The organism is Allobosea sp. Root381, assembly GCF_001429395.1.
GTDB lineage: Bacteria > Pseudomonadota > Alphaproteobacteria > Rhizobiales > Beijerinckiaceae > Allobosea.
The window spans coordinates 155,223-172,570 of the sequence record NZ_LMJT01000012.1 but is presented as its reverse complement, the minus strand read 5'-3'; the positions used below and the strand labels follow the sequence as shown (position 1 = coordinate 172,570).

Annotated in this window: 19 protein-coding genes; 8 read left to right on the top strand and 11 right to left on the bottom strand. The window is 68.4% G+C overall.

All coding sequences use genetic code 11. The features are described 5' to 3' along the window. Positions 1-64 precede the first annotated feature (64 nt). Positions 65-2,017, top strand: a complete 1,953-nt coding sequence (gene acs, locus ASE63_RS12255) for an acetate--CoA ligase (protein ID WP_056801317.1) — start codon at positions 65-67, stop codon at positions 2,015-2,017. A 146-nt stretch (positions 2,018-2,163) separates the two neighbouring features. Here acs and ASE63_RS12250 read toward each other — a convergent pair whose 3' ends face one another. Beyond that, positions 2,164-2,550: a RidA family protein gene (locus ASE63_RS12250; protein ID WP_056801316.1), complete on the bottom strand. Its 387-nt coding sequence runs from the start codon at positions 2,548-2,550 to the stop codon at positions 2,164-2,166. 201 nt (positions 2,551-2,751) lie between these two features. On the opposite strand from ASE63_RS12250, the gene ASE63_RS12245 reads away from it, so the two are divergent. Continuing rightward, entirely contained in the window at positions 2,752-3,486 is a 735-nt protein-coding gene (locus ASE63_RS12245; RefSeq protein ID WP_056801314.1) for an AprI/Inh family metalloprotease inhibitor, read from the top strand. 63 nt (positions 3,487-3,549) lie between these two features. Here ASE63_RS12245 and ASE63_RS12240 read toward each other — a convergent pair whose 3' ends face one another. The 3 genes from ASE63_RS12240 to ASE63_RS12230 all read right to left on the bottom strand — a co-directional run bounded on the left by ASE63_RS12240 (position 3,550) and on the right by ASE63_RS12230 (position 6,004). After that, positions 3,550-4,164 (bottom strand): GNAT family N-acetyltransferase, encoded by a 615-nt coding sequence (locus ASE63_RS12240; protein WP_056801311.1) that lies wholly within the window; start codon positions 4,162-4,164, stop codon positions 3,550-3,552. A gap of 175 nt (positions 4,165-4,339) precedes the next feature. Continuing rightward, positions 4,340-4,948, bottom strand: coding sequence for a glutathione S-transferase family protein (locus ASE63_RS12235; protein ID WP_056801309.1), 609 nt, complete (start codon positions 4,946-4,948; stop codon positions 4,340-4,342). A 78-nt stretch (positions 4,949-5,026) separates the two neighbouring features. Continuing rightward, on the bottom strand, positions 5,027-6,004 hold the full coding sequence (locus tag ASE63_RS12230) for a LysR family transcriptional regulator (RefSeq protein ID WP_056801307.1): 978 nt from the start codon (positions 6,002-6,004) through the stop codon (positions 5,027-5,029). A gap of 187 nt (positions 6,005-6,191) precedes the next feature. Here ASE63_RS12230 and ASE63_RS12225 point away from each other — a divergent pair, with 187 nt between their 5' ends. Further along, the gene (locus tag ASE63_RS12225; RefSeq protein ID WP_056801304.1) at positions 6,192-6,779 is read left to right on the top strand and encodes a nitroreductase family protein; all 588 of its coding nucleotides are present in this window, start codon (positions 6,192-6,194) and stop codon (positions 6,777-6,779) included. A 175-nt stretch (positions 6,780-6,954) separates the two neighbouring features. On the opposite strand, the gene ASE63_RS12220 is transcribed toward ASE63_RS12225, so the two are convergent. After that, a complete protein-coding gene (locus ASE63_RS12220; RefSeq protein WP_056801301.1) occupies positions 6,955-7,197 on the bottom strand; it encodes a DUF2312 domain-containing protein in 243 nt (80 codons plus the stop codon). A gap of 293 nt (positions 7,198-7,490) precedes the next feature. On the opposite strand from ASE63_RS12220, the gene ASE63_RS12215 reads away from it, so the two are divergent. From ASE63_RS12215 to pyk, 3 genes are read left to right on the top strand one after another with little or no spacing between them, the layout of a single operon-like run. Beyond that, positions 7,491-8,765 carry a DUF4147 domain-containing protein gene (locus ASE63_RS12215; protein ID WP_056801299.1) on the top strand — a complete coding sequence of 425 codons (1,275 nt, stop codon included), beginning with the start codon at positions 7,491-7,493 and terminating at the stop codon, positions 8,763-8,765. Between the two features lie 2 nt (positions 8,766-8,767). Further along, positions 8,768-9,211 carry a DUF1036 domain-containing protein gene (locus ASE63_RS12210; RefSeq protein WP_056801297.1) on the top strand — a complete coding sequence of 148 codons (444 nt, stop codon included), beginning with the start codon at positions 8,768-8,770 and terminating at the stop codon, positions 9,209-9,211. Between the two features lie 21 nt (positions 9,212-9,232). After that, positions 9,233-10,672: a pyruvate kinase gene (gene pyk / locus ASE63_RS12205; RefSeq protein ID WP_056801295.1), complete on the top strand. Its 1,440-nt coding sequence runs from the start codon at positions 9,233-9,235 to the stop codon at positions 10,670-10,672. A gap of 121 nt (positions 10,673-10,793) precedes the next feature. On the opposite strand, the gene ASE63_RS12200 is transcribed toward pyk, so the two are convergent. From ASE63_RS12200 to ykgO, 3 genes are all read right to left on the bottom strand, one after another. After that, positions 10,794-11,813, bottom strand: coding sequence for an alpha/beta hydrolase (locus ASE63_RS12200; RefSeq protein ID WP_056801293.1), 1,020 nt, complete (start codon positions 11,811-11,813; stop codon positions 10,794-10,796). Further along, positions 11,797-12,441 carry a tetratricopeptide repeat protein gene (locus ASE63_RS12195; protein ID WP_056801291.1) on the bottom strand — a complete coding sequence of 215 codons (645 nt, stop codon included), beginning with the start codon at positions 12,439-12,441 and terminating at the stop codon, positions 11,797-11,799. Before ASE63_RS12195 ends, ASE63_RS12200 begins: the two co-directional genes overlap by 17 nt. A gap of 160 nt (positions 12,442-12,601) precedes the next feature. Beyond that, positions 12,602-12,727 (bottom strand): type B 50S ribosomal protein L36, encoded by a 126-nt coding sequence (gene ykgO / locus ASE63_RS12190; protein WP_038363015.1) that lies wholly within the window; start codon positions 12,725-12,727, stop codon positions 12,602-12,604. 292 nt (positions 12,728-13,019) lie between these two features. On the opposite strand from ykgO, the gene ASE63_RS12185 reads away from it, so the two are divergent. Beyond that, positions 13,020-13,226: a hypothetical protein gene (locus tag ASE63_RS12185; RefSeq protein ID WP_056801289.1), complete on the top strand. Its 207-nt coding sequence runs from the start codon at positions 13,020-13,022 to the stop codon at positions 13,224-13,226. Positions 13,227-13,238: 12 nt separating this feature from the next. Here ASE63_RS12185 and obgE read toward each other — a convergent pair whose 3' ends face one another. Beyond that, positions 13,239-14,282 (bottom strand): GTPase ObgE, encoded by a 1,044-nt coding sequence (obgE, locus tag ASE63_RS12180; RefSeq protein WP_056801287.1) that lies wholly within the window; start codon positions 14,280-14,282, stop codon positions 13,239-13,241. Between the two features lie 128 nt (positions 14,283-14,410). Then, positions 14,411-15,277: a LysR substrate-binding domain-containing protein gene (locus ASE63_RS12175; RefSeq protein ID WP_056801284.1), complete on the bottom strand. Its 867-nt coding sequence runs from the start codon at positions 15,275-15,277 to the stop codon at positions 14,411-14,413. Positions 15,278-15,531: 254 nt separating this feature from the next. Here ASE63_RS12175 and ASE63_RS12170 point away from each other — a divergent pair, with 254 nt between their 5' ends. Further along, positions 15,532-16,458, top strand: a complete 927-nt coding sequence (locus ASE63_RS12170) for a DMT family transporter (protein ID WP_056801282.1) — start codon at positions 15,532-15,534, stop codon at positions 16,456-16,458. 51 nt (positions 16,459-16,509) lie between these two features. Here the strand turns inward: ASE63_RS12170 and ASE63_RS12165 are convergent, their stop codons facing one another. After that, positions 16,510-17,067 carry a dihydrofolate reductase family protein gene (locus ASE63_RS12165; protein WP_056801741.1) on the bottom strand — a complete coding sequence of 186 codons (558 nt, stop codon included), beginning with the start codon at positions 17,065-17,067 and terminating at the stop codon, positions 16,510-16,512. Between the last annotated feature and the right edge of the window lie 281 nt (positions 17,068-17,348).

Sequence of the window (17,348 nt, the reverse complement as noted above, 5' to 3'; positions counted from 1 at the left end):
GCTCCGGGAAACGCGAAGCAGACGCCCCGCAAGGGGACGGCCCAAGTCTGGGGAGACGCTTATCATGACCGACACGATCCATGACGTGCCCGCCGCCTGGGCCAAGAAGGCCTGGGCGAACGACGCCAAGTACAAGAAGATGTACGCGGCCTCGATCAAGGACCCGGACAAGTTCTGGGCCGAGCAGGGCAAGCGGATCGACTGGTTCAAGCCCTTCACCAAGGTCAAGAACGCCAGCTACAAGCCGGGCAAGGTCGCGATCAAATGGTATGAGGACGGCACGACCAACGTCGCCTACAACTGCGTCGATCGGCATCTCGCCACCCGCGCCAAGCAGACCGCGATCATCTGGGAAGGCGACGACCCCTCGGAGTCGAAGAAGATCTCCTACGGGCAGCTCTATACCGAGGTCTGCAAGTTCGCGAACGTGCTCAAGGCCAACGGCGTCAAGAAGGGCGATCGCGTCACCATCTACCTGCCGATGATCCCGGAGGCCGCCTATGCGATGCTGGCCTGCGCCCGCATCGGCGCGATCCATTCGGTCGTCTTCGGCGGTTTCTCGCCGGATTCGCTGGCGAGCCGCATCGAGGACTCCGATTCGAAGATCGTCATCACCGCCGATGAGGGCCTGCGCGGCGGCCGATCCGTGCCACTGAAGAAGAATGTCGACGCGGCCGACGCCAAGGTGAAGGGCGGCATCGGCAAGGTGGTGGTGGTGAAGCGCACCGGCGGCAACGTCTCGATGCAGGAGGGCCGCGACGTCTGGTACCATGACGAGGCGGCGAAAGCCTCGGGCCACTGCCCCCCGGTCGAGATGAAGGCGGAGGACCCGCTTTTCCTGCTCTACACCTCGGGCTCCACTGGCAAGCCGAAGGGCGTGCTGCACACCACGGCGGGCTATCTGGTCTACACCGCGATCACCCACCAATATGTCTTCGACTATCATGACGGCGACATCTACTGGTGCACCGCCGATGTCGGCTGGGTGACCGGCCACAGCTACATCCTCTACGGGCCGCTCGCCAACGGCGCGACCACGCTGATGTTCGAGGGCATCCCGACCTATCCGACGATCTCGCGTTTCTGGGAGGTCATCGACAAGCACAAGGTCAACACCTTCTACACCGCCCCGACCGCGATCCGCTCGCTGATGGGCGCGGGCGAGGAGCCGGTGACCAGGACCAAGCGCAAGTCGCTGCGCCTGCTCGGCTCGGTGGGCGAGCCGATCAATCCGGAAGCCTGGGAGTGGTATCACCGCGTCGTCGGCGACCGCCGCTGCCCGATCGTCGACACCTGGTGGCAGACCGAGACCGGCGGCATCCTGATCACGCCGTTGCCGGGCGCGACGAAGCTCAAGCCCGGCTCCGCGACGCGGCCGTTCTTCGGCGTCAGGCCGGAGATCGTCGATGCCGAAGGCAAGGTGCTGGAGGGCGCCTGCGAGGGCAACCTCGTCATCGCCGAGAGCTGGCCCGGCCAGATGCGCACGGTCTATGGCGACCACAAGCGCTTCGAGGAAACCTATTTCGCGACCTATCCGAACAAGTACTTCACCGGCGACGGCTGCCGGCGCGACGCCGACGGCTATTACTGGATCACGGGACGCGTCGACGACGTCATCAACGTCTCCGGCCACCGCATGGGCACGGCCGAGGTCGAATCGGCGCTGGTCGCGCATCCGTCGGTCTCGGAGGCCGCGGTCGTCGGCTATCCGCACGACATCAAGGGTCAGGGCATCTACGCCTATGTCACGCTGATGACTGGCGAGAAGCCGAGCGAGACGCTGCGCAAGGACCTCGTCGCTTATGTCCGCAAGGAGATCGGGCCGATCGCCTCGCCGGACCTGATCCAGTTCGCGCCCGGCCTGCCCAAGACGCGCTCGGGCAAGATCATGCGCCGCATCCTGCGCAAGATCGCCGAGGACGAGTTCGGCGCGCTCGGCGACACCTCGACCTTGGCCGACCCCGCCGTCGTCGACGACCTGATCGAGAACCGCCAGAACAAGCGCAAGGCGGGGTGAGGCCCCGCTCGATCCCCTCGACGTCATGCTCGCCCTTGTGGCGAGCATGACGTCTTGACCACCGCTCTCGCCGGAAGAAGACGTGGATAGTCGGGACAAGCCCGACCATGACGGGCAGGCTGAAATGGGCCCCGCCCGACGCGCCGTTACACCGCCGCCGCGAGCACCTCGATCTCGACCTTGAATTCCGGCAGGGTGAAGCCCGAGACGATCACCAGCGTCGAGGCCGGCGGGGGCGTCGCGACATGGGCGTCGCGCGACTCCATATAGCCCTTCATATGGGCGCGATCGGTGACATAGGCATTGATCCGCACGATGTCGGCGAGCGTCATTCCCGCCTCGGCGAGGATCGCGGCGATGTTGGCGAAGCAGAGATCGCCCTGCGCCCGCGCATCGTCGGGAATCGTACCGTCGGCCGCGATGCCGAGCTGCCCCGAGCAGGCGACCAGCCGGTGACCGGCCGGGACCTCGACGCCATGGCTGTAGCGGGCGAAGGGCTTGGCGATGGAAGCGGGTGCGAGCGGCGTCAGCATGAGAATCTCCTGAAGATCGCGCCATTATGCCGCCCCAGACGCAGGGGAACCAGATCAGAGGCTACGGGTTCGCAAGCGTAGCGGCATGGGCTATGCACGCATTGGTGGATGGTGCTCATGTCGCGTTCACCGGGCTGATCTAGTCTCAAGTCGCAACCGGCTCTCCGGGCCTAACGCAAGATCGATCGGAATCGACGCCGCATGACCAACAAGACCGCGACTATGGCCATGACTCTCAAGGCCGCGAGCCTGCTGCCGCTTCTGGCGCTGACCGCCTGCGCCGGCTCCCAGCGCTTCACCGGTGGCCCCGGTCCCTCGCAGGCCTATGGCCAGCCCGGCCTGCCGCCCGCCCCGCCCATCAGCTCCGCGCCGGTGACCTCCGAGCCGCTGCCGCCACCGGGCGGCTATCCCGGTGGCTACCCCGGCGGCGGTTATCCGGCAGCCTCTGCCCAGGGCGACTATCCAGGCGCCCCCGGCCAGCCGAGCGCCCTGCCCCCGTCGAGCGACCCCTATTACAATCCGACCGCGCCTGGCATGCCGCAGGACACGCCGCAAACGGGCGGCCAGTTCGGCGAGGCGCCCGGCCTGCGCGGCAGCGGCGGCCAAACCGCCAATCTCGACGCCCGCGCGGGCAGCGCACGCCCCGCCGTCTCCTCGCGCGACGGCGTGATCGGCAGTTGGACCGCGCGCGAAGCGACCGGCGGCTCATGCCGCGTGCAGCTCTCCAGCTCGCCGGCGCTCGACCTCTACCGCGCCAACGCCTCCGGCTGCTCGAACCGCGACCTGCAGAAGGTCACGGCCTGGGATTACCGCAACGGCGAGGTCTATCTCTACCAGCAGGGCGGCACGGTGGTGGCGCGGCTGCGCGCCTCGAGCGGCGGCAGCATGGACGGCGCGGTGACCAAGTCCGGGGCCGCGCTGTCGATGAGCCGGTAGGAACACTTCCCCGTCATTGCGAGCGGAGCGAAGCAATGACGGCGATGCATGGTGCCGCCCCGATCATGCCCCCATCGACCGTCCGAACAAGGCCGGCCGCCAGAACCGGCGCTGCAGCGAGAGCGCCAGCGAGGCAAAGCCGCGCGCCGTGTCGAGCGCCTCGTCGAGGATGGTGAAGGGCGTCGGGCCGCCGGTCGCGATCACGCCCTCGATATCGGCATAGCCGCCGGCGAGATCCGCCTCGAAATTGCGCGCCAGGCGCCGCATCGCGGCGTTCTCCGGCAGGCAGGTCATGTAGAGCGTGCGGATCCCGCGGTTGCGCGCAGCCGTGATCAGGCGGCCGAACAGCGCCCCGCCGATGCCGCGCCGCCGCCACTCGACCTCGACGCTGAAGGCGGCCTCGCCGGTCCGGGCCGCGATCTCCTCCAGCCCGCGCAGCTCGGCAGCACCGCGCACCTCGCCATCCTCGATATAGGCATAGACCAGCCCGCCTATGCCGAAGGTGGTGACAGCGTAGTTCTCGAGGAAATCGTCACCGACGATCGTGCCGAAGCGCTGGCGACGGGTCACGCCGTCGAGCCTCAGCAGATGCGCCTTGAAGAGGTCGCGTTCCGCGGGCCAGAGCCGGCGGATTTCACCTTGGCCGGTCGTTGCGCCGGCCTTTCTGGAACGAGCCATTTGTCATCTCCTGCCAACAGCGCCGAATGCGCGCTGCCCCCAGGAGGCGAATCTTCCCTAACTCGCCCCGGAAAATGCGCTTCCATGGCCCGATTTCAAGGGAAACCGGCGCAGTCGCCTGCGGCATTTTTGAGCAGAAGTGAAGCGAAAGGCAGCGCCGATCCGGGGCCGCGCGCTATTCGCGGTCGATCGGCCAGGCCTTGAACACCTCGAGCGCCTCGCAGGCCTGCGCCTGGGCAGCGAGAGCCGGCCAGCGTTCCTCGGGCGCGAATTCCGGGATCACGAAGCGGCAGAAGCCCCAGGCGATCGCGGCCGCGATGTCGCTCGGCAGCAGTTCCGGCCCGGCGGCGAGTTCGCCCCGTGCCGCCGCCTGGTCGAGCAGGTCGAGCGCCGTGTGAAGCTGCGTGACGATGCGCTGCTGCCATGGGGCGTAGCGCTGCGCCTCCGGCCGCTTGCGCTCGTATTCAACCGAGACCGCCTTGTCGGCGGCGACGATGCCGATGCCGGTCAGCGCCAGGTCGCGCACCCGCGCCCTACCCTCCACCGGCCGCAGCGAGCGGCCGGCAACATCCTCGAAATGCTGAATGATCAAAAGGGATTCGCTGATCGCCGTGCCGTCATCCGTGACAAGCGTCGGCGCCTTGATCAGCGGGTTGATCGCCCGGAACGCCTCCATATGACGGAAGACCGAGACCGAGCGATGCTCGAATTCGAGCCCGAGCAGCGTGCCCGTGATCGCCGCGCGGCGGACATAGGGGCTATCCAGCATTCCAACGAGCAGCATCCGACATCTCCGTTGCGGTTAGGGCAAGATTGCCGGCAACCGCGCCGCAAGCCACGCGAAATCGCGTGATGCCGCGCATCACGCCTGCTGATGCGCCCCGTTCTCGGAGCCGGGGGCAAATCCCAGCGTAATGCCGCGTTCGCGCGCCGCGATCTGGCAGGGATCCCAATAGGGCACGCCACCGAAGCGCTCCACCAGCAGGTCGATCAGAACCCTGACCTTGCCCGGCACATAGGCCCCCGGCGGACGCACCACGTAGAGCGCGTGCTCCTGCATCGGGAACGCCGTCAGCAGCGGTTCGAGCTCGCCGCTGCGGATCGCCTCGCTCGCGATGAAGGTCGGCAGTTGGGCGATGCCGAGCCCCGCCTTCGCCCAGGCGAGCAGGGTCTCGCCGCTGTCGGAGCGCAGCCGCCCCGCCGGGCGGATCGCCAGCCTTCGCTTGCCGGCGCGAAAGCTCCAGTCCGGAGAATTCGTGCCGGTATAGAGCAGGCATTCATGCTGCAGCAGGTCCTGCGGCGCGCTCGGCCGCCCCCTCTGCGCGAGATAGGCGGGGCTCCCCGCGACGATGGCATGAACCGGCGCGATCCGGCGCGCGATCAGGCTCGAATCCTTCAGCGTGCCGATCCGGATCGCCGCGTCGAAGCGCTCGCCGATCAGGTCGACATAGCGGTCGCTCGCCTCGACATCGATCTCGAGCCGCGGATGGCGGCCGGCAAGTTCGCCGAGCAGCGGCGCGACATGGGCGTTGCCGAAGGTCATCGGCATCGACAGCCGCAACCGCCCGGCGACGCCTTCCGAGGCCATCGCCACCGACTCGCGGGCCTCGACGAGGTCGGCGAGAATCCGCTCACCCCGCGCCTTGAACTCGATGCCGGCCTCGGTCGGCGCCACGCCCCGCGTCGTGCGGCTGAGCAGCCTTGTCCCGAGATCGGCCTCGAGCCGGGCGATCCTGCGGCTGACGACCGATTTGGCGAGGCCGAGATGGTCTGCGGCGCGGCCGAAGCCGCCACTCTCGGCGACGGCGATGAAGCTGCGGATGTCGTCCAGCTCAGACATGCAGGTGTTCCTCAACAGGCAACAGATTGGTGCCCAATATGGGCATTCCGATGCAGGAAGTGAACCGCTACCTCTCCACTATCAAGTCCCGCTCCCGCAGGGAGGGCGCCTTGGGAAGCGCTCAGAGAAAGGCCGCCCGGCCTTCATCGATCCCGCGGCGCGACACGCGTTCACATATGAGGAAGCCATGCTCGACAAGCTTAGGAAGCGCCGTACGCAATATGCCCTTGGCAAAAATCTGCCTATCGCAGAGGCGCAGGTGGATGCCCTGATCAGAGAGGCGATCCGCCTGTCACCGTCCAGCTTCAACTCGCAAAGCTCTCGCGCCGTCATTCTCTTCGGCAAGGAGAGCGACAAGTTCTGGAACATCACCCGGGACGCGCTGAAGTCTATCGTGCCGGCCGCCGATTTCGAGGCGACGAGCAAGAAGATCGACAGCTTCTCAAGCGGCGCCGGGACCGTCCTGTTCTTCGAGGATCAGGAGCCTGTTGAAGCGCTTCAGGCCAACTTCCCTCTCTACGCGCATAATTTCCCGATCTGGTCGGAACACTCGACCGGCATCGCGCAGATGGCGGTATGGGCCACGCTTGCCGACGCCGATATCGGCGCGAGCCTTCAGCACTATCATCCGCTCGTCGACGCGGACGTCGCCAAGGCCTGGAACATTCCGGAGTCCTGGAAGCTGACCGCGCAGATGCCTTTCGGCTCCAATGAGGCGGCCTTTCCGGAGAAAACCTTCATCGATGACGAGCTCCGCTTCCGGACCCACGGCTGAGCGAAGCCCGGGCTCAGGCGGCCTGGAGGGTTATTCTCCGGCAAGCGTGCCAGCAGGCGCAATGGCGCATGGACGCCATTCGCCGAGGTCGCCACCTGATCGAACGGCCACAGCAAAGAAAAACGCCCGCCCCGGAAACCCGGGGCGGGCGTTTTGATTCAGCTTTGGCCAGCGCTCAGGCGCTCTCGCCGACGGCCTGGAGATAAAGGTCGAGGATCGCCTCCTCCTCGGCGCGCTCATTGGCGTCGCGCTTGCGGATGGCGATGACCTTGCGCAGCACCTTGACGTCGTAGCCGTTGCCCTTGGCCTCGGCATAGACCTCCTTGATGTCGTCGGCGATGGTCTTCTTCTCTTCCTCGAGACGCTCGATGCGCTCCACGATGCTCTTCAGCTGGTCGCCAGCAACCGGATCGTCCATCTGATGTCCTTCTCGATGATGGGGATTTGGCCGGAGGGTTCGCACCGCGCAGACCCTGCCGTCAAGCCGCAAGCGGGACGCAGGCGGAAACTCTCAACAGTCGCGTGAAGCAGCAGGCCCGGGAGCACCACCGATCGGCCGGCCCGGCAAGAAGTATCACTGTATCGGCAAAAGGCGGGTGACGGCTGCAGCCACGCCACTTAAAAGAATCGCGACGGAAGCTCGGCCCGCTCGGCGGCAGCCGATGGCGGAACGGGGCAGCCTTGCAGCAATCCAGCGATGCGACGGACCGGATGCGCGCCAGCGCGCGTGCCATCTTCGATGCTGCGGTCGCGCGGGCCCATCCCGCCGGCTGCCTGCCGCCCCATCTCCCGCCCGCTCCCGAGGCCGGCCGCCTGATCCTGCTCGCCGCCGGCAAGGCCGCCGGCAGCATGACGGCCCTGGCCGAAGCCCACTATCTCGATTCGGGCTTTCCGCCCGAACGCCTCCTCGGCCACGCCGTCGCGCGCCATGGCTATGAGGCGCGGACGCGCCACATCCCGATGGTGGCGGCCGGCCATCCCGTGCCGGACCAGGGCAGCATCGACAGCGCCACGCGCGCGCTCGAACTGGCGTCCGCGGCCACTGCCGAGGATCTCGTGCTCGTGCTGCTCTCGGGTGGCGGCTCGGCCAACTGGGTCGCGCCTGCAGGCGCGCTGACGCTCGCCGAGAAGCAGGCCGTCAACAAGGCGCTGCTGCGCTCCGGCGCGCCGATCGGCGAGATGAACATCGTCCGCAAGCGGCTCTCCCGCATCAAGGGCGGCCGGCTGGCCCTGGCCGCGGCGCCTGCGCGCCTGCTGACGCTCGCGATCTCCGATGTACCGGGCGACGAGCCGACGGCCATCGCCTCGGGCCCGACGGTCGCCGACCCGACGACAATCGATCAGGCCCGCGCAATCGTGGCGCGCTACGGACTTGCCCTGCCAGCGGCCGCCGAAGCCCTGCTGGCGGACGCCGCCAGCGAGACGCCGAGACCCGGCCACGATGCCTTTGCCAGAACCGAATTCCGCATCATCGCTCGCCCGGCCGACTCCATCGCCGCCGCCCATGCGGCCGCTGTCGCGCTGGGCTACGAGGTTCATGACCTCGGCCCCGACCTGGAAGGCGAGGCCCGCGAGGTCGCCGCCCGGCATGCCGAGCTGGCGCTGTCGCTCAGGCGGCAGGGCCGGCGCGCGGCGATCCTCTCGGGCGGAGAGCTGACCGTGACGCTGCGCGGCACGGGCCGGGGCGGGCCGAACCAGGAATATGCGCTGGCGCTCGCCATCGCGCTCGGGTCGGAGCCCGGCATCGTCGCGCTCTCGGGCGACACGGACGGCACCGATGGCGGCGGCGGCGAGGCCACCGACCCGGCCGGCGCGATCATCGACGCAACCACGCTGGCACGTGCCGCAGGCCTCGGCCTCTTTCCTGCCGAATGTCTGGCCGACAACGATTCGACCGGCTTCTTCGAGCCGCTGGGTGATTTGCTGCGGACCGGGCCGACGCTGACCAACGTGAATGATTGCCGCGTGATTCTGATCGAACCTTGAGAATGAAACCAACGCTACGCCCGCTCCTGCGCCTCGCTCTGGCGATGGCCGGACTGCTCTTCGGGGCAGCGCCCGCCTTCGCCGACCTGCGCATGTGCAACACGACGAGCAGCCGCGTCGGGGTGGCGATCGGCTATCGCGACGCGCAGGGCTGGATCACCGAGGGCTGGTGGAACATCGCTCCGCGCGCCTGCGAGACGCTGCTGCGCGGCACGCTCGCCGCCCGCTTCTATTACGTCCACGCCATCGATTATGACCGCGGCGGCGAATGGACCGGCAAATCCGTGATGTGTACCCGCAACAAGGAATTCACCATTCGCGGGATAGAAGACTGTCTGGCCCGCGGCTATGACCGCGCCGGCTTCTTCGAGGTCGATACGGGCGAGCAGAAGAGCTGGACGATCCAGTTGACCGACACCACCGGCGGCGCCCCCGCGCGGCCCTGAAGGACAGCCCAAGGATACCCCATGAAACGCGAGCGCAGCATCAAGATCATCGCCACGCTGGGGCCCGCCTCCTCGACGCCCGAGATGTGCGCGAAGCTGTTCGAGGCCGGCGTCGACGTCTTCCGCATCAATATGAGCCACACCCAGCGCGAGTCGCTGCCGGAGCGGGTAGCGATGCTGCGCGCGCTGGAGACGCAGTTCCGCCGCCCGGTCGGCATCCTCGCCGACCTGCAGGGCCCGAAGCTCCGCGTTGGTGCCTTCGGGGGCGACGGCGCGGTCACGCTGGAGAACGGCGCGCGCTTCACCTTCGATTCCGATCCCGCCCCCGGCACGGCCAAGCGCGTCCACCTGCCCCATCCCGAAATCCTGTCCGCGCTGGAGCCCGGCCACACCCTGATCCTCGACGACGGCAAGCTTCGGCTCACCGTCGAGAAGGCGAGCGAGAAGCAGGCGGTGACGCGCGTCGTCGTCGGCGGGCGCCTGTCCTCGCGCAAGGGCGTCAGCCTGCCCGACACCATCATCGCCGTCTCGGCCATGACCGAGAAGGACCGCTCCGACGCCGAGGCCGCGGCCGAGGCCGGGGTCGACTGGATCGCGCTCTCCTTCGTGCAGCGCCCCGAGGACATGGCCGACCTGCGCAAGATCGTGCGCGGGCGCGCGCTCGCCATGGCCAAGATCGAGAAGCCGCAGGCGCTGGGCCGGCTCGAGGAGATCATCGAGGCGTCCGACGCGCTCATGGTCGCGCGCGGCGATCTCGGCGTCGAGATGCCGCTCGAGAAGGTCCCCGGCACGCAGAAGCGGATCATCGCGGTCAGCCGCCGCATGGGCAAGCCGGTCGTCGTCGCGACGCAGATGCTGGAGAGCATGATCACCAGCCCGGTGCCGACCCGCGCCGAGGTCTCCGACGTTGCCAACGCCGTCTTCGAGGGCGCCGACGCGGTGATGCTCTCGGCCGAGAGCGCCGCCGGGCAGTTCCCGATCGAGGCGGTTTCGATGATGAACCGCATCGCCGAGGAGGTCGAGAACGAGTCGGTCTACCGCTCGCTCCTGGAGGCACAGCGCACCGAGCCGGAGCAGACCGGCGCCGACGCCATCGCCAAGGCCTCTCACGAGATCGCCACGACGCTGAAGCTGAAGGTCATCGCCGCCTGGACCTCCTCGGGCTCGACCGCTTTCCGCCTCGCCCGCGAGCGACCGGACTCGACCGTGATCGCCCTGACGCCGAACCGCGCCGCCGCGCGCCGCCTGACCCTGGTCTGGGGCGTGCATGCGGTGGTGACGAAGGATGCCAGCGACATCGACGACATGGCCTCGCGCGCCTGCAAATTCGCCGTGCGCGAACACTTCGCCAAGCTCGGCGACCGCATCATCGTCGTCGCCGGCGTGCCCTTCGGGACGCCCGGTGCCACCAACATGGTCCGCATCGCCTTCATCGCGAAGGAGCATGTCGAGAAGGCGTGAGCCGTCTCGCGCCATCGAGCCCGCTGCTTTTCTCGTGGAAACGCGCTGTCATCCCGGACAGACCGCGCCCAGCGGCGCCGACCCGGGGTGACGGCGCGGATCCAAGCGCGAAGGGCGCCTCTCAGTTCAGCGCCAGCCCCGACCGGGGCCCGACCATCTGGTCGATTGCCTCGACGATGATCTCTGGCGCCGCATGATGCGGCATGTGGCCGACGCCCGGGAGCAGCACGAACCTGCCCTGCGGCGCCTGGCGCGCAATCGCCGCCGAATGGTTCATCGGCGAAACGATGGTGTCGCTGTCTCCGGTGATCGCGACCACAGGAACCTTGAGCTCGCCATAGTGCGGCGCCTGGGCCGCGACGAAGGCGTTGGCCACGGCGACGTCCCGGGAATTGGCCCGGAAGCTCGCCGGCCGCAGTGTCAGCGCGACCTCGCCGGTTTCGAGATAGCCCCGCGGCATTGGGCGCGGCGCGAAGGCCCTCTCCGCGCCCTTCTCCAGAAGCAGGCTCGCAGCCGGCACCCCGACCAGTCGGACGAAGACCGGACCGAGCAGCGGCCAGGCGGCGACACGCTGATACCAGCCGATGCGACCGTCCCAGGGGTGGGTGATCGCGCCCAGCAGCACGAGCCCGCGCAGCCGCTCCGGTCGCTCGAGCGCAATGCGGCCGGCGGCCGCCCCGGCCAGCGAATGCGCCACCAGCACGACATGCTCGGGCGCGACCGCATCGAGCGCCTGCATCAGCACCTCGGCCTGCCGTCCCGGATCGGCCATGGCATCCCCCGCCAGCCGGTCGCTCCAGCCCTGTCCCGGCCGGTCGATCGCGATGACGCGGTAATGGCCGAGCTCGGGCCCGAGCGTCGCCAGCAGGTCGGCGTGGCCCGCGGAGGCGCCATGGATCAGAACGACGGTGCCGCGCGGCTCGGTCGCAGGGCGGCTCTCGCGATAATGCAGCCGCCCGCCGGCGACCGCCACGAAGCTCCCCAGCGGCGGATAGCGCCGCGCAGCTTGCGCGCCGAGCCATTCCGACCAGAACAGGAGACCTGCCATCGCCACGACGGCGGCGGCGAAAAGCCAGCGGATCACCATGCCGCGCTTCAGCTGCGGCGGCGATTTCGTCGATGGTTCAGGCGTCGCGGCCATCGACCTCGGTCTTGAGCGATTCGACCGCGTCCTTGACCGCCTCGAGCTGCGGATAGACCGCCAGCGCCCGGCGATAAGCGATCATGGCGCGCTTGTCGTCACCCTGCTGGCGCAGGATGGTGCCGAGCCCCATCATCGCGCCGTAATGGCGCGGCTCGCGCTTCAGCGCCTCGCCGATGTCATAGATCGAGCGGATCGGGTCGCCGGCGAGGAAGAGCGCGTTGGCACGCTGGTTCCAGCCCTCTGCCCAGTCCGGTTCCAGGGTGATGACGCGGTCGAGGAGCTCGATCGCGAGCTCGATCTGCTTGCCTTTCATCGCCGTCTGGGCGCGCGTCATCAGCAGATCGGCGGTGGGCGAGCCGGAACGGGCCCAGCGACGCTGGATCAGGTTGGCGATGCCCTTGGCCTCTTCCGGGGTCTTGGCGGCGGCCAGCCGCTCGAACAGCCGCTCCAGCGTCGCGGCGGGCCCGCGCATGGGGCTGGGAGTCGCCTGCGGCCTGTCATCCCGGTCGTCGGGAGCCACGGCGCCCGGCCGCTGCGGCGGCACGGCATCCTGCGCCCATGCGACGGGAAGGGCAGCCGCCAGCGCCAGCAGCAGCCCGGCGGATAGCGTGCGGACGATGATCATGCCCACAAATGTAGCCGGCCCGGCGGTCAGGTCAATCGACCGCCGGGCCGGCTCACGAGAAAGAGACCGGAAACACCAAAAGGCGGGACACGCCGCAAGGCGCCCCGCCATTCGATACCGTCCCCAAGGCAGTCCGGCGGCCGAGAAGGCCGCCGCGACCTCAGCCCTGGCGCGCCTTGAAGCGCTTCTGGACCTTGTTGATGATGTAGACGCGGCCCTTGCGGCGCACGAGCTGGTTGTCGCGGTGACGGGCGCGCAGCGACTTCAGCGAATTGCGGATCTTCATGGTCTCAACTCCATCGATCCGCCCCAGATGGACGAACCGGTCGAAAAACAAAGCCTGCCAAAACGAAACGAACGCTGCGAACCGGAGACCGGCCCGCATCGACCACGCGATTGGTGCGGCTGATGCGATGGGGGCTGTATACGGATTTTTCCGCCGATCGCAAGGGCCGAGGCGCGTTTGGCGCGAAGGAAAGCTGAACAATCCCCGGTTCCGCGGCGCTCATCCCGTTCGCGCTCGGAACTCCCGCTTGGGTCCGGCGTTGCCGGCTGATGCAACGCGGAGAACGTGCACCATGAAGATGTCGACCTTGGCTCTGCTCGCGGCAGGCGCATTGACACTCGCAGCCTGCAACACCACCGAACAGCGCATCGGCGGTGCCGCAGCGGGGGCGGGTACGGGAGCCGTCGTCGGCGGCCCGGTGGGTGCGGTCGTGGGCGGCGCCGCCGGCGCGATCACCGCCCCGACGGTCGTCCGCACGACCCGCCGCGCCACGCGCTGATGAGACCGCGGCTTACGGCCGCCAGCCGGTTTCCTCGGTCGGGGCGGCGTCGCGGGCTTCTTCCCTGCGGGCCTCCTCGACATAGGTGAAGAGCGCGCGCAGCGCCGCTTCCACGCCTTCGCCCGAAGCGGAAGACAGCACGATAGGCATGCGCTTAGCGGCGCGCTTCAACCGCGCGACCTGCTCCTTCAACAACTCGGGCGAGAGCGCGTCCACCTTCGACAGCGCCACGATCTCGGGCTTCTCGGCCAGACCCTCGCCATAGGCTTCCAATTCGGCCCGCACGGTCTTGTAGGCCTTGCCGGCATGCTCGCTGGTGCCCTCGACGAGATGCAGCAGCACGCGACAGCGCTCGACATGGCCGAGGAAGCGGTCGCCAAGGCCATGGCCCTCATGCGCGCCCTCGATCAGGCCCGGAATATCCGCGAGCACCATCTCGCGGCCATCGACGCGCACGACGCCGAGCCCAGGATGCAGGGTCGTGAAGGGATAATCCGCGATCTTCGGCTTGGCGGCCGTCACCGTCGCCAGGAACGTCGACTTGCCGGCATTGGGCAGCCCGACGAGCCCGGCATCGGCGATGAGCTTCAACCGCAGCCAGACCCAACGCTCCTCGCCGATCAGGCCCGGATTGGCATGGCGCGGCGCCTGGTTGGTCGAGGTCTTGAAATAGGCATTGCCGAAGCCGCCATTGCCGCCCTTGCACAGGACGAAGCGCTGGCCGGGCTCGGTCAGATCGGCGATCAGGGTCTCGCCATCCTCGTCGAAGACCTGCGTTCCCGGCGGCACCTTGAGCACCTTGGTCTCGCCATTGGCGCCGTGCCGGTCGGCGCCCATGCCGTGCCCGCCGATCTTCGCCTTGAAATGCTGCTGGAAGCGGAAGTCGATCAGCGTGTTGAGGCCCTGCACGCATTCGATCACGATGTCACCGCCGCGCCCGCCGTCGCCGCCATTGGGCCCGCCGAACTCGATGAATTTTTCGCGGCGGAACGAGACGCAGCCGGCGCCGCCGTCACCCGCCTTCACATAGATCTTGGCCTGGTCGAGGAATTTCATGCTGTCTCAGTAGTGATCGCGAGGGCAAAGGGCAATGCAGGCCGTCATGCTCGGGTGCAGACCCGAGCATCTCTTGCCGCAGATTCCCGGCTCTTCGCTTCGCTGCGGCCGGGAATGACCCAGGAACCTCACGCCACCAGCCGCGGTGCGGCCATCTCCTCGCGCAGTGCCGCCGCGAAGCGGCGCGCCGCCAGCCCGGGCTTCGGCCCCATGATGAGCCCGACGCTGAGCTCGAACAGGGGCGGCAGCCCCTCGGCCGGACCGAGCCTGCGCATCGACGGCGGCACCGCGCTTTCCGTAACAGCCGTGATGCAGAAACCGGCCTCGACCGCCGAGAGCATGCCGGAGGTATGCGAGCAGGAGAACACAAGGCGATAGTCCTTCCCGGCCTGGTTCAGCGCCGCGAGCAGGCGCGGGCGCACCCGGCAGCCTTCCGAGAACAGCGCCAGCGGCAGCGTCTCCTGCAGCTCCGGCCGGTGGCCGCGCGCAGCGATCCAGACCACGGGCTCGCGCCGCACCACTTCCCCGACCGGGCGCTTCGGATCCTGCGTCACCACCGCGAGGTCGAATGCCCCCGCCGCCACCGCTGGCTCGATCTGCTTCGAGAGGTCGCAATGCAGCTCGAGTTCGACCCGCGGATGCTCGGCCGCGAAGCGCGCGATCAGGGGGCGCAGGAAGGCATCGACGTAATCGTCCGGGATACCGATGCGCAGCCGGCCCGAGGCGCTGCTGCCGCCGAGATCGTCGAGCGCCTCGCGCTGGATCGCGAGCATACGCCTGGCATGGGCGATCAGCCGCTCGCCGGCATCGGTCGGCACCACGCCGCGGCGCGAGCGCTCCAGCAGCCTGTGGCCGAGCTGGCTTTCAAGGTCCTGGATTCGGACCGAGATCGCCGACTGCGTCCGCCCCAGCCGGGCGCTGGCGGCGGTAAAGCCGCCGCTCTCGACGACCGCGACCAGCATGTCGAGCGCCGCGAGGTCGAAATGCACCGCCATGGCACAACCTCATCGATCGATTTTAAGAATGGTTAAATCAGAATAATCCGTTCTTTCGATTGAAGAAAGAGGCGTAGACGGATGCTGACAAGTCGCCCGAAACACCGGGTCATCCCGAATAAGCGGCAAAGCCGCGCAGCTCCGGGATCCATCTTAGAGCGCCGTCCGTGACAAGGATCGGCCTTTCGATGGATCCCGGGGCAAGCCTCGGATGACGCGGAGGTTCGGGAGCAAACATCCCGAAGGCCGCCACCATGTCCGCCCCCGCCCTTTCGACCCCGGCAGCCGCCCTGCCGCAGCCCAGCGCGCCCGCGCTCGCGATGTTCCTCGCCTTGCTGGCGGGCGCGACCTGCATCGGCTTCTCCGGCATCTTCGTGCGCTTCGCCGATGTCGGCCCGGCCTCCGCCGGCTTCTGGCGCATGGCCTTCGCCATGCCTGTGCTCGCCCTATGGATGGGGCTGGAGCAGCGCCGGCCCCGGCGCGGGACCGCGGCCGGGCCAGGGGTCATGTTCCCGATTGTCCTGGCCGGCATCCTCTTCGGCATCGACGTCGTGCTCTACAATGCCTCGCTCGGCTTCACGACCATCGCCAACGCCTCGCTGCTCGGCAATCTCTCGCCGGTCGCGGTCGTGCTCGGCGGCTGGCTCCTGCTCGGCGAGCGGCCGAGCCGACGCGTGCTGGGCGCGCTGGCGCTGGCGCTTGGCGGCGCGCTCATGCTGGTGCTGCCCAAATTCGCAGGCACTGCCGCGCCGTCGCCGGGCGCGCTGATGGGCGACAGCCTCGCCATCGCGGCCGCCCTCTCCTATGCCGCCTACATCATCGCCGTGCGCCGCGCTCGCGACCGCGCCGAGGCCGGCCGGATCAGCCTGATCTCGAGCGCGACCTGCGCCGTCTTCTGCCTTGTCGCGGCGCTCACGCTCGGCGAGACCATCATCCCAGCCAGCCTGACCGGCTGGCTCGCGGTGATCGGGCTCGGCCTCGTCTCGCATGCGCTCGGGCAGGGCCTGATCACCCTTTCGCTCGGCAGCTACGGCGCCGGCGCCGCCTCCCTCGTCATGGTCTGGCCGTCCATGGTCAGCGTGCTCGCGGCCTGGGCGATCTTCGGCGAGCAGCCCTCCCCGGCCCAGGCCTTCGGCGGCGTCGCGATCCTCGCCGCCGTGCTGATGGTGCGGAAGGGCTGAGGCTCAGAGCACGCACCGATCAGATACAAAGCAACCTGATCGGGCCCGGTTCTACCGCGGCACGGCGTAGTTCAGGATCACCGCGCCGTTGGCGAGCGGGCGCGCCTGCGTCAACGCGAGCTTGCGGGCGGGGCTGCCCGGCTTGAAGAAGGGCGTGCCTTCCCCGAGCACGATCGGCGCGAGGCAGAGCATGATCTCGTCGACCAGCCCCTCGCGCAGCAGGGAATCGGTCAGCTCGGCGCTGCCGAAGACATAGATGTCCTTGGCCAGCGCCGCGCGGCGCCGCCCGATCTCGCCTGCGATGTCGGCGGTGACCTCGGTGTTGTTCCAGTCCGACCGGGTCAGGCTGCGGGAGGCGACGAGCTTGGGCAGGGCGTTCATGAAGGTCTTGACCTCGCCCTCCTCCTCGTCAGCCGTCGTCCAATAGGCCTTCATCCCCTCATAGGTGACGCGGCCGAAGACCAGAAGCCCGGCCTTCTCGCCGAATTCCTTGCTGAGCGCGGCAAGCTCTTCGCCCCAGACCTCGCCGTGGAAGCCGAGATCCCATTTCGTCGGCCCCTCGAAGAAGCCGTCCAGCGTGACGAGATTCCAAACGATCAGCTTGGCCATCCGCGCTTCCTCCTTTGACACCCTGCGGCAGGTTGCGCGAAACTTATCCCCGGTCTCTCGCCCGTGGCTATCCTCCCCCCGTTCCGCCCGACCAAGGGGGCTGTCGCGAGGCATCGTGCGGCCGGGCGGAATGGCGGTGTTCATGGGGTTGGCCGTTGCGGGCCCGTCGCCATGGAGGAGCCTTCGCCGAGGCCGGTCACTCGAACCGCCGCTCGGCCGAGGGCTTCGTCAGAGAACCGCGCGCGGGGTCGGGAGGCGGTAGTTTGCGCCGCTTCGACATC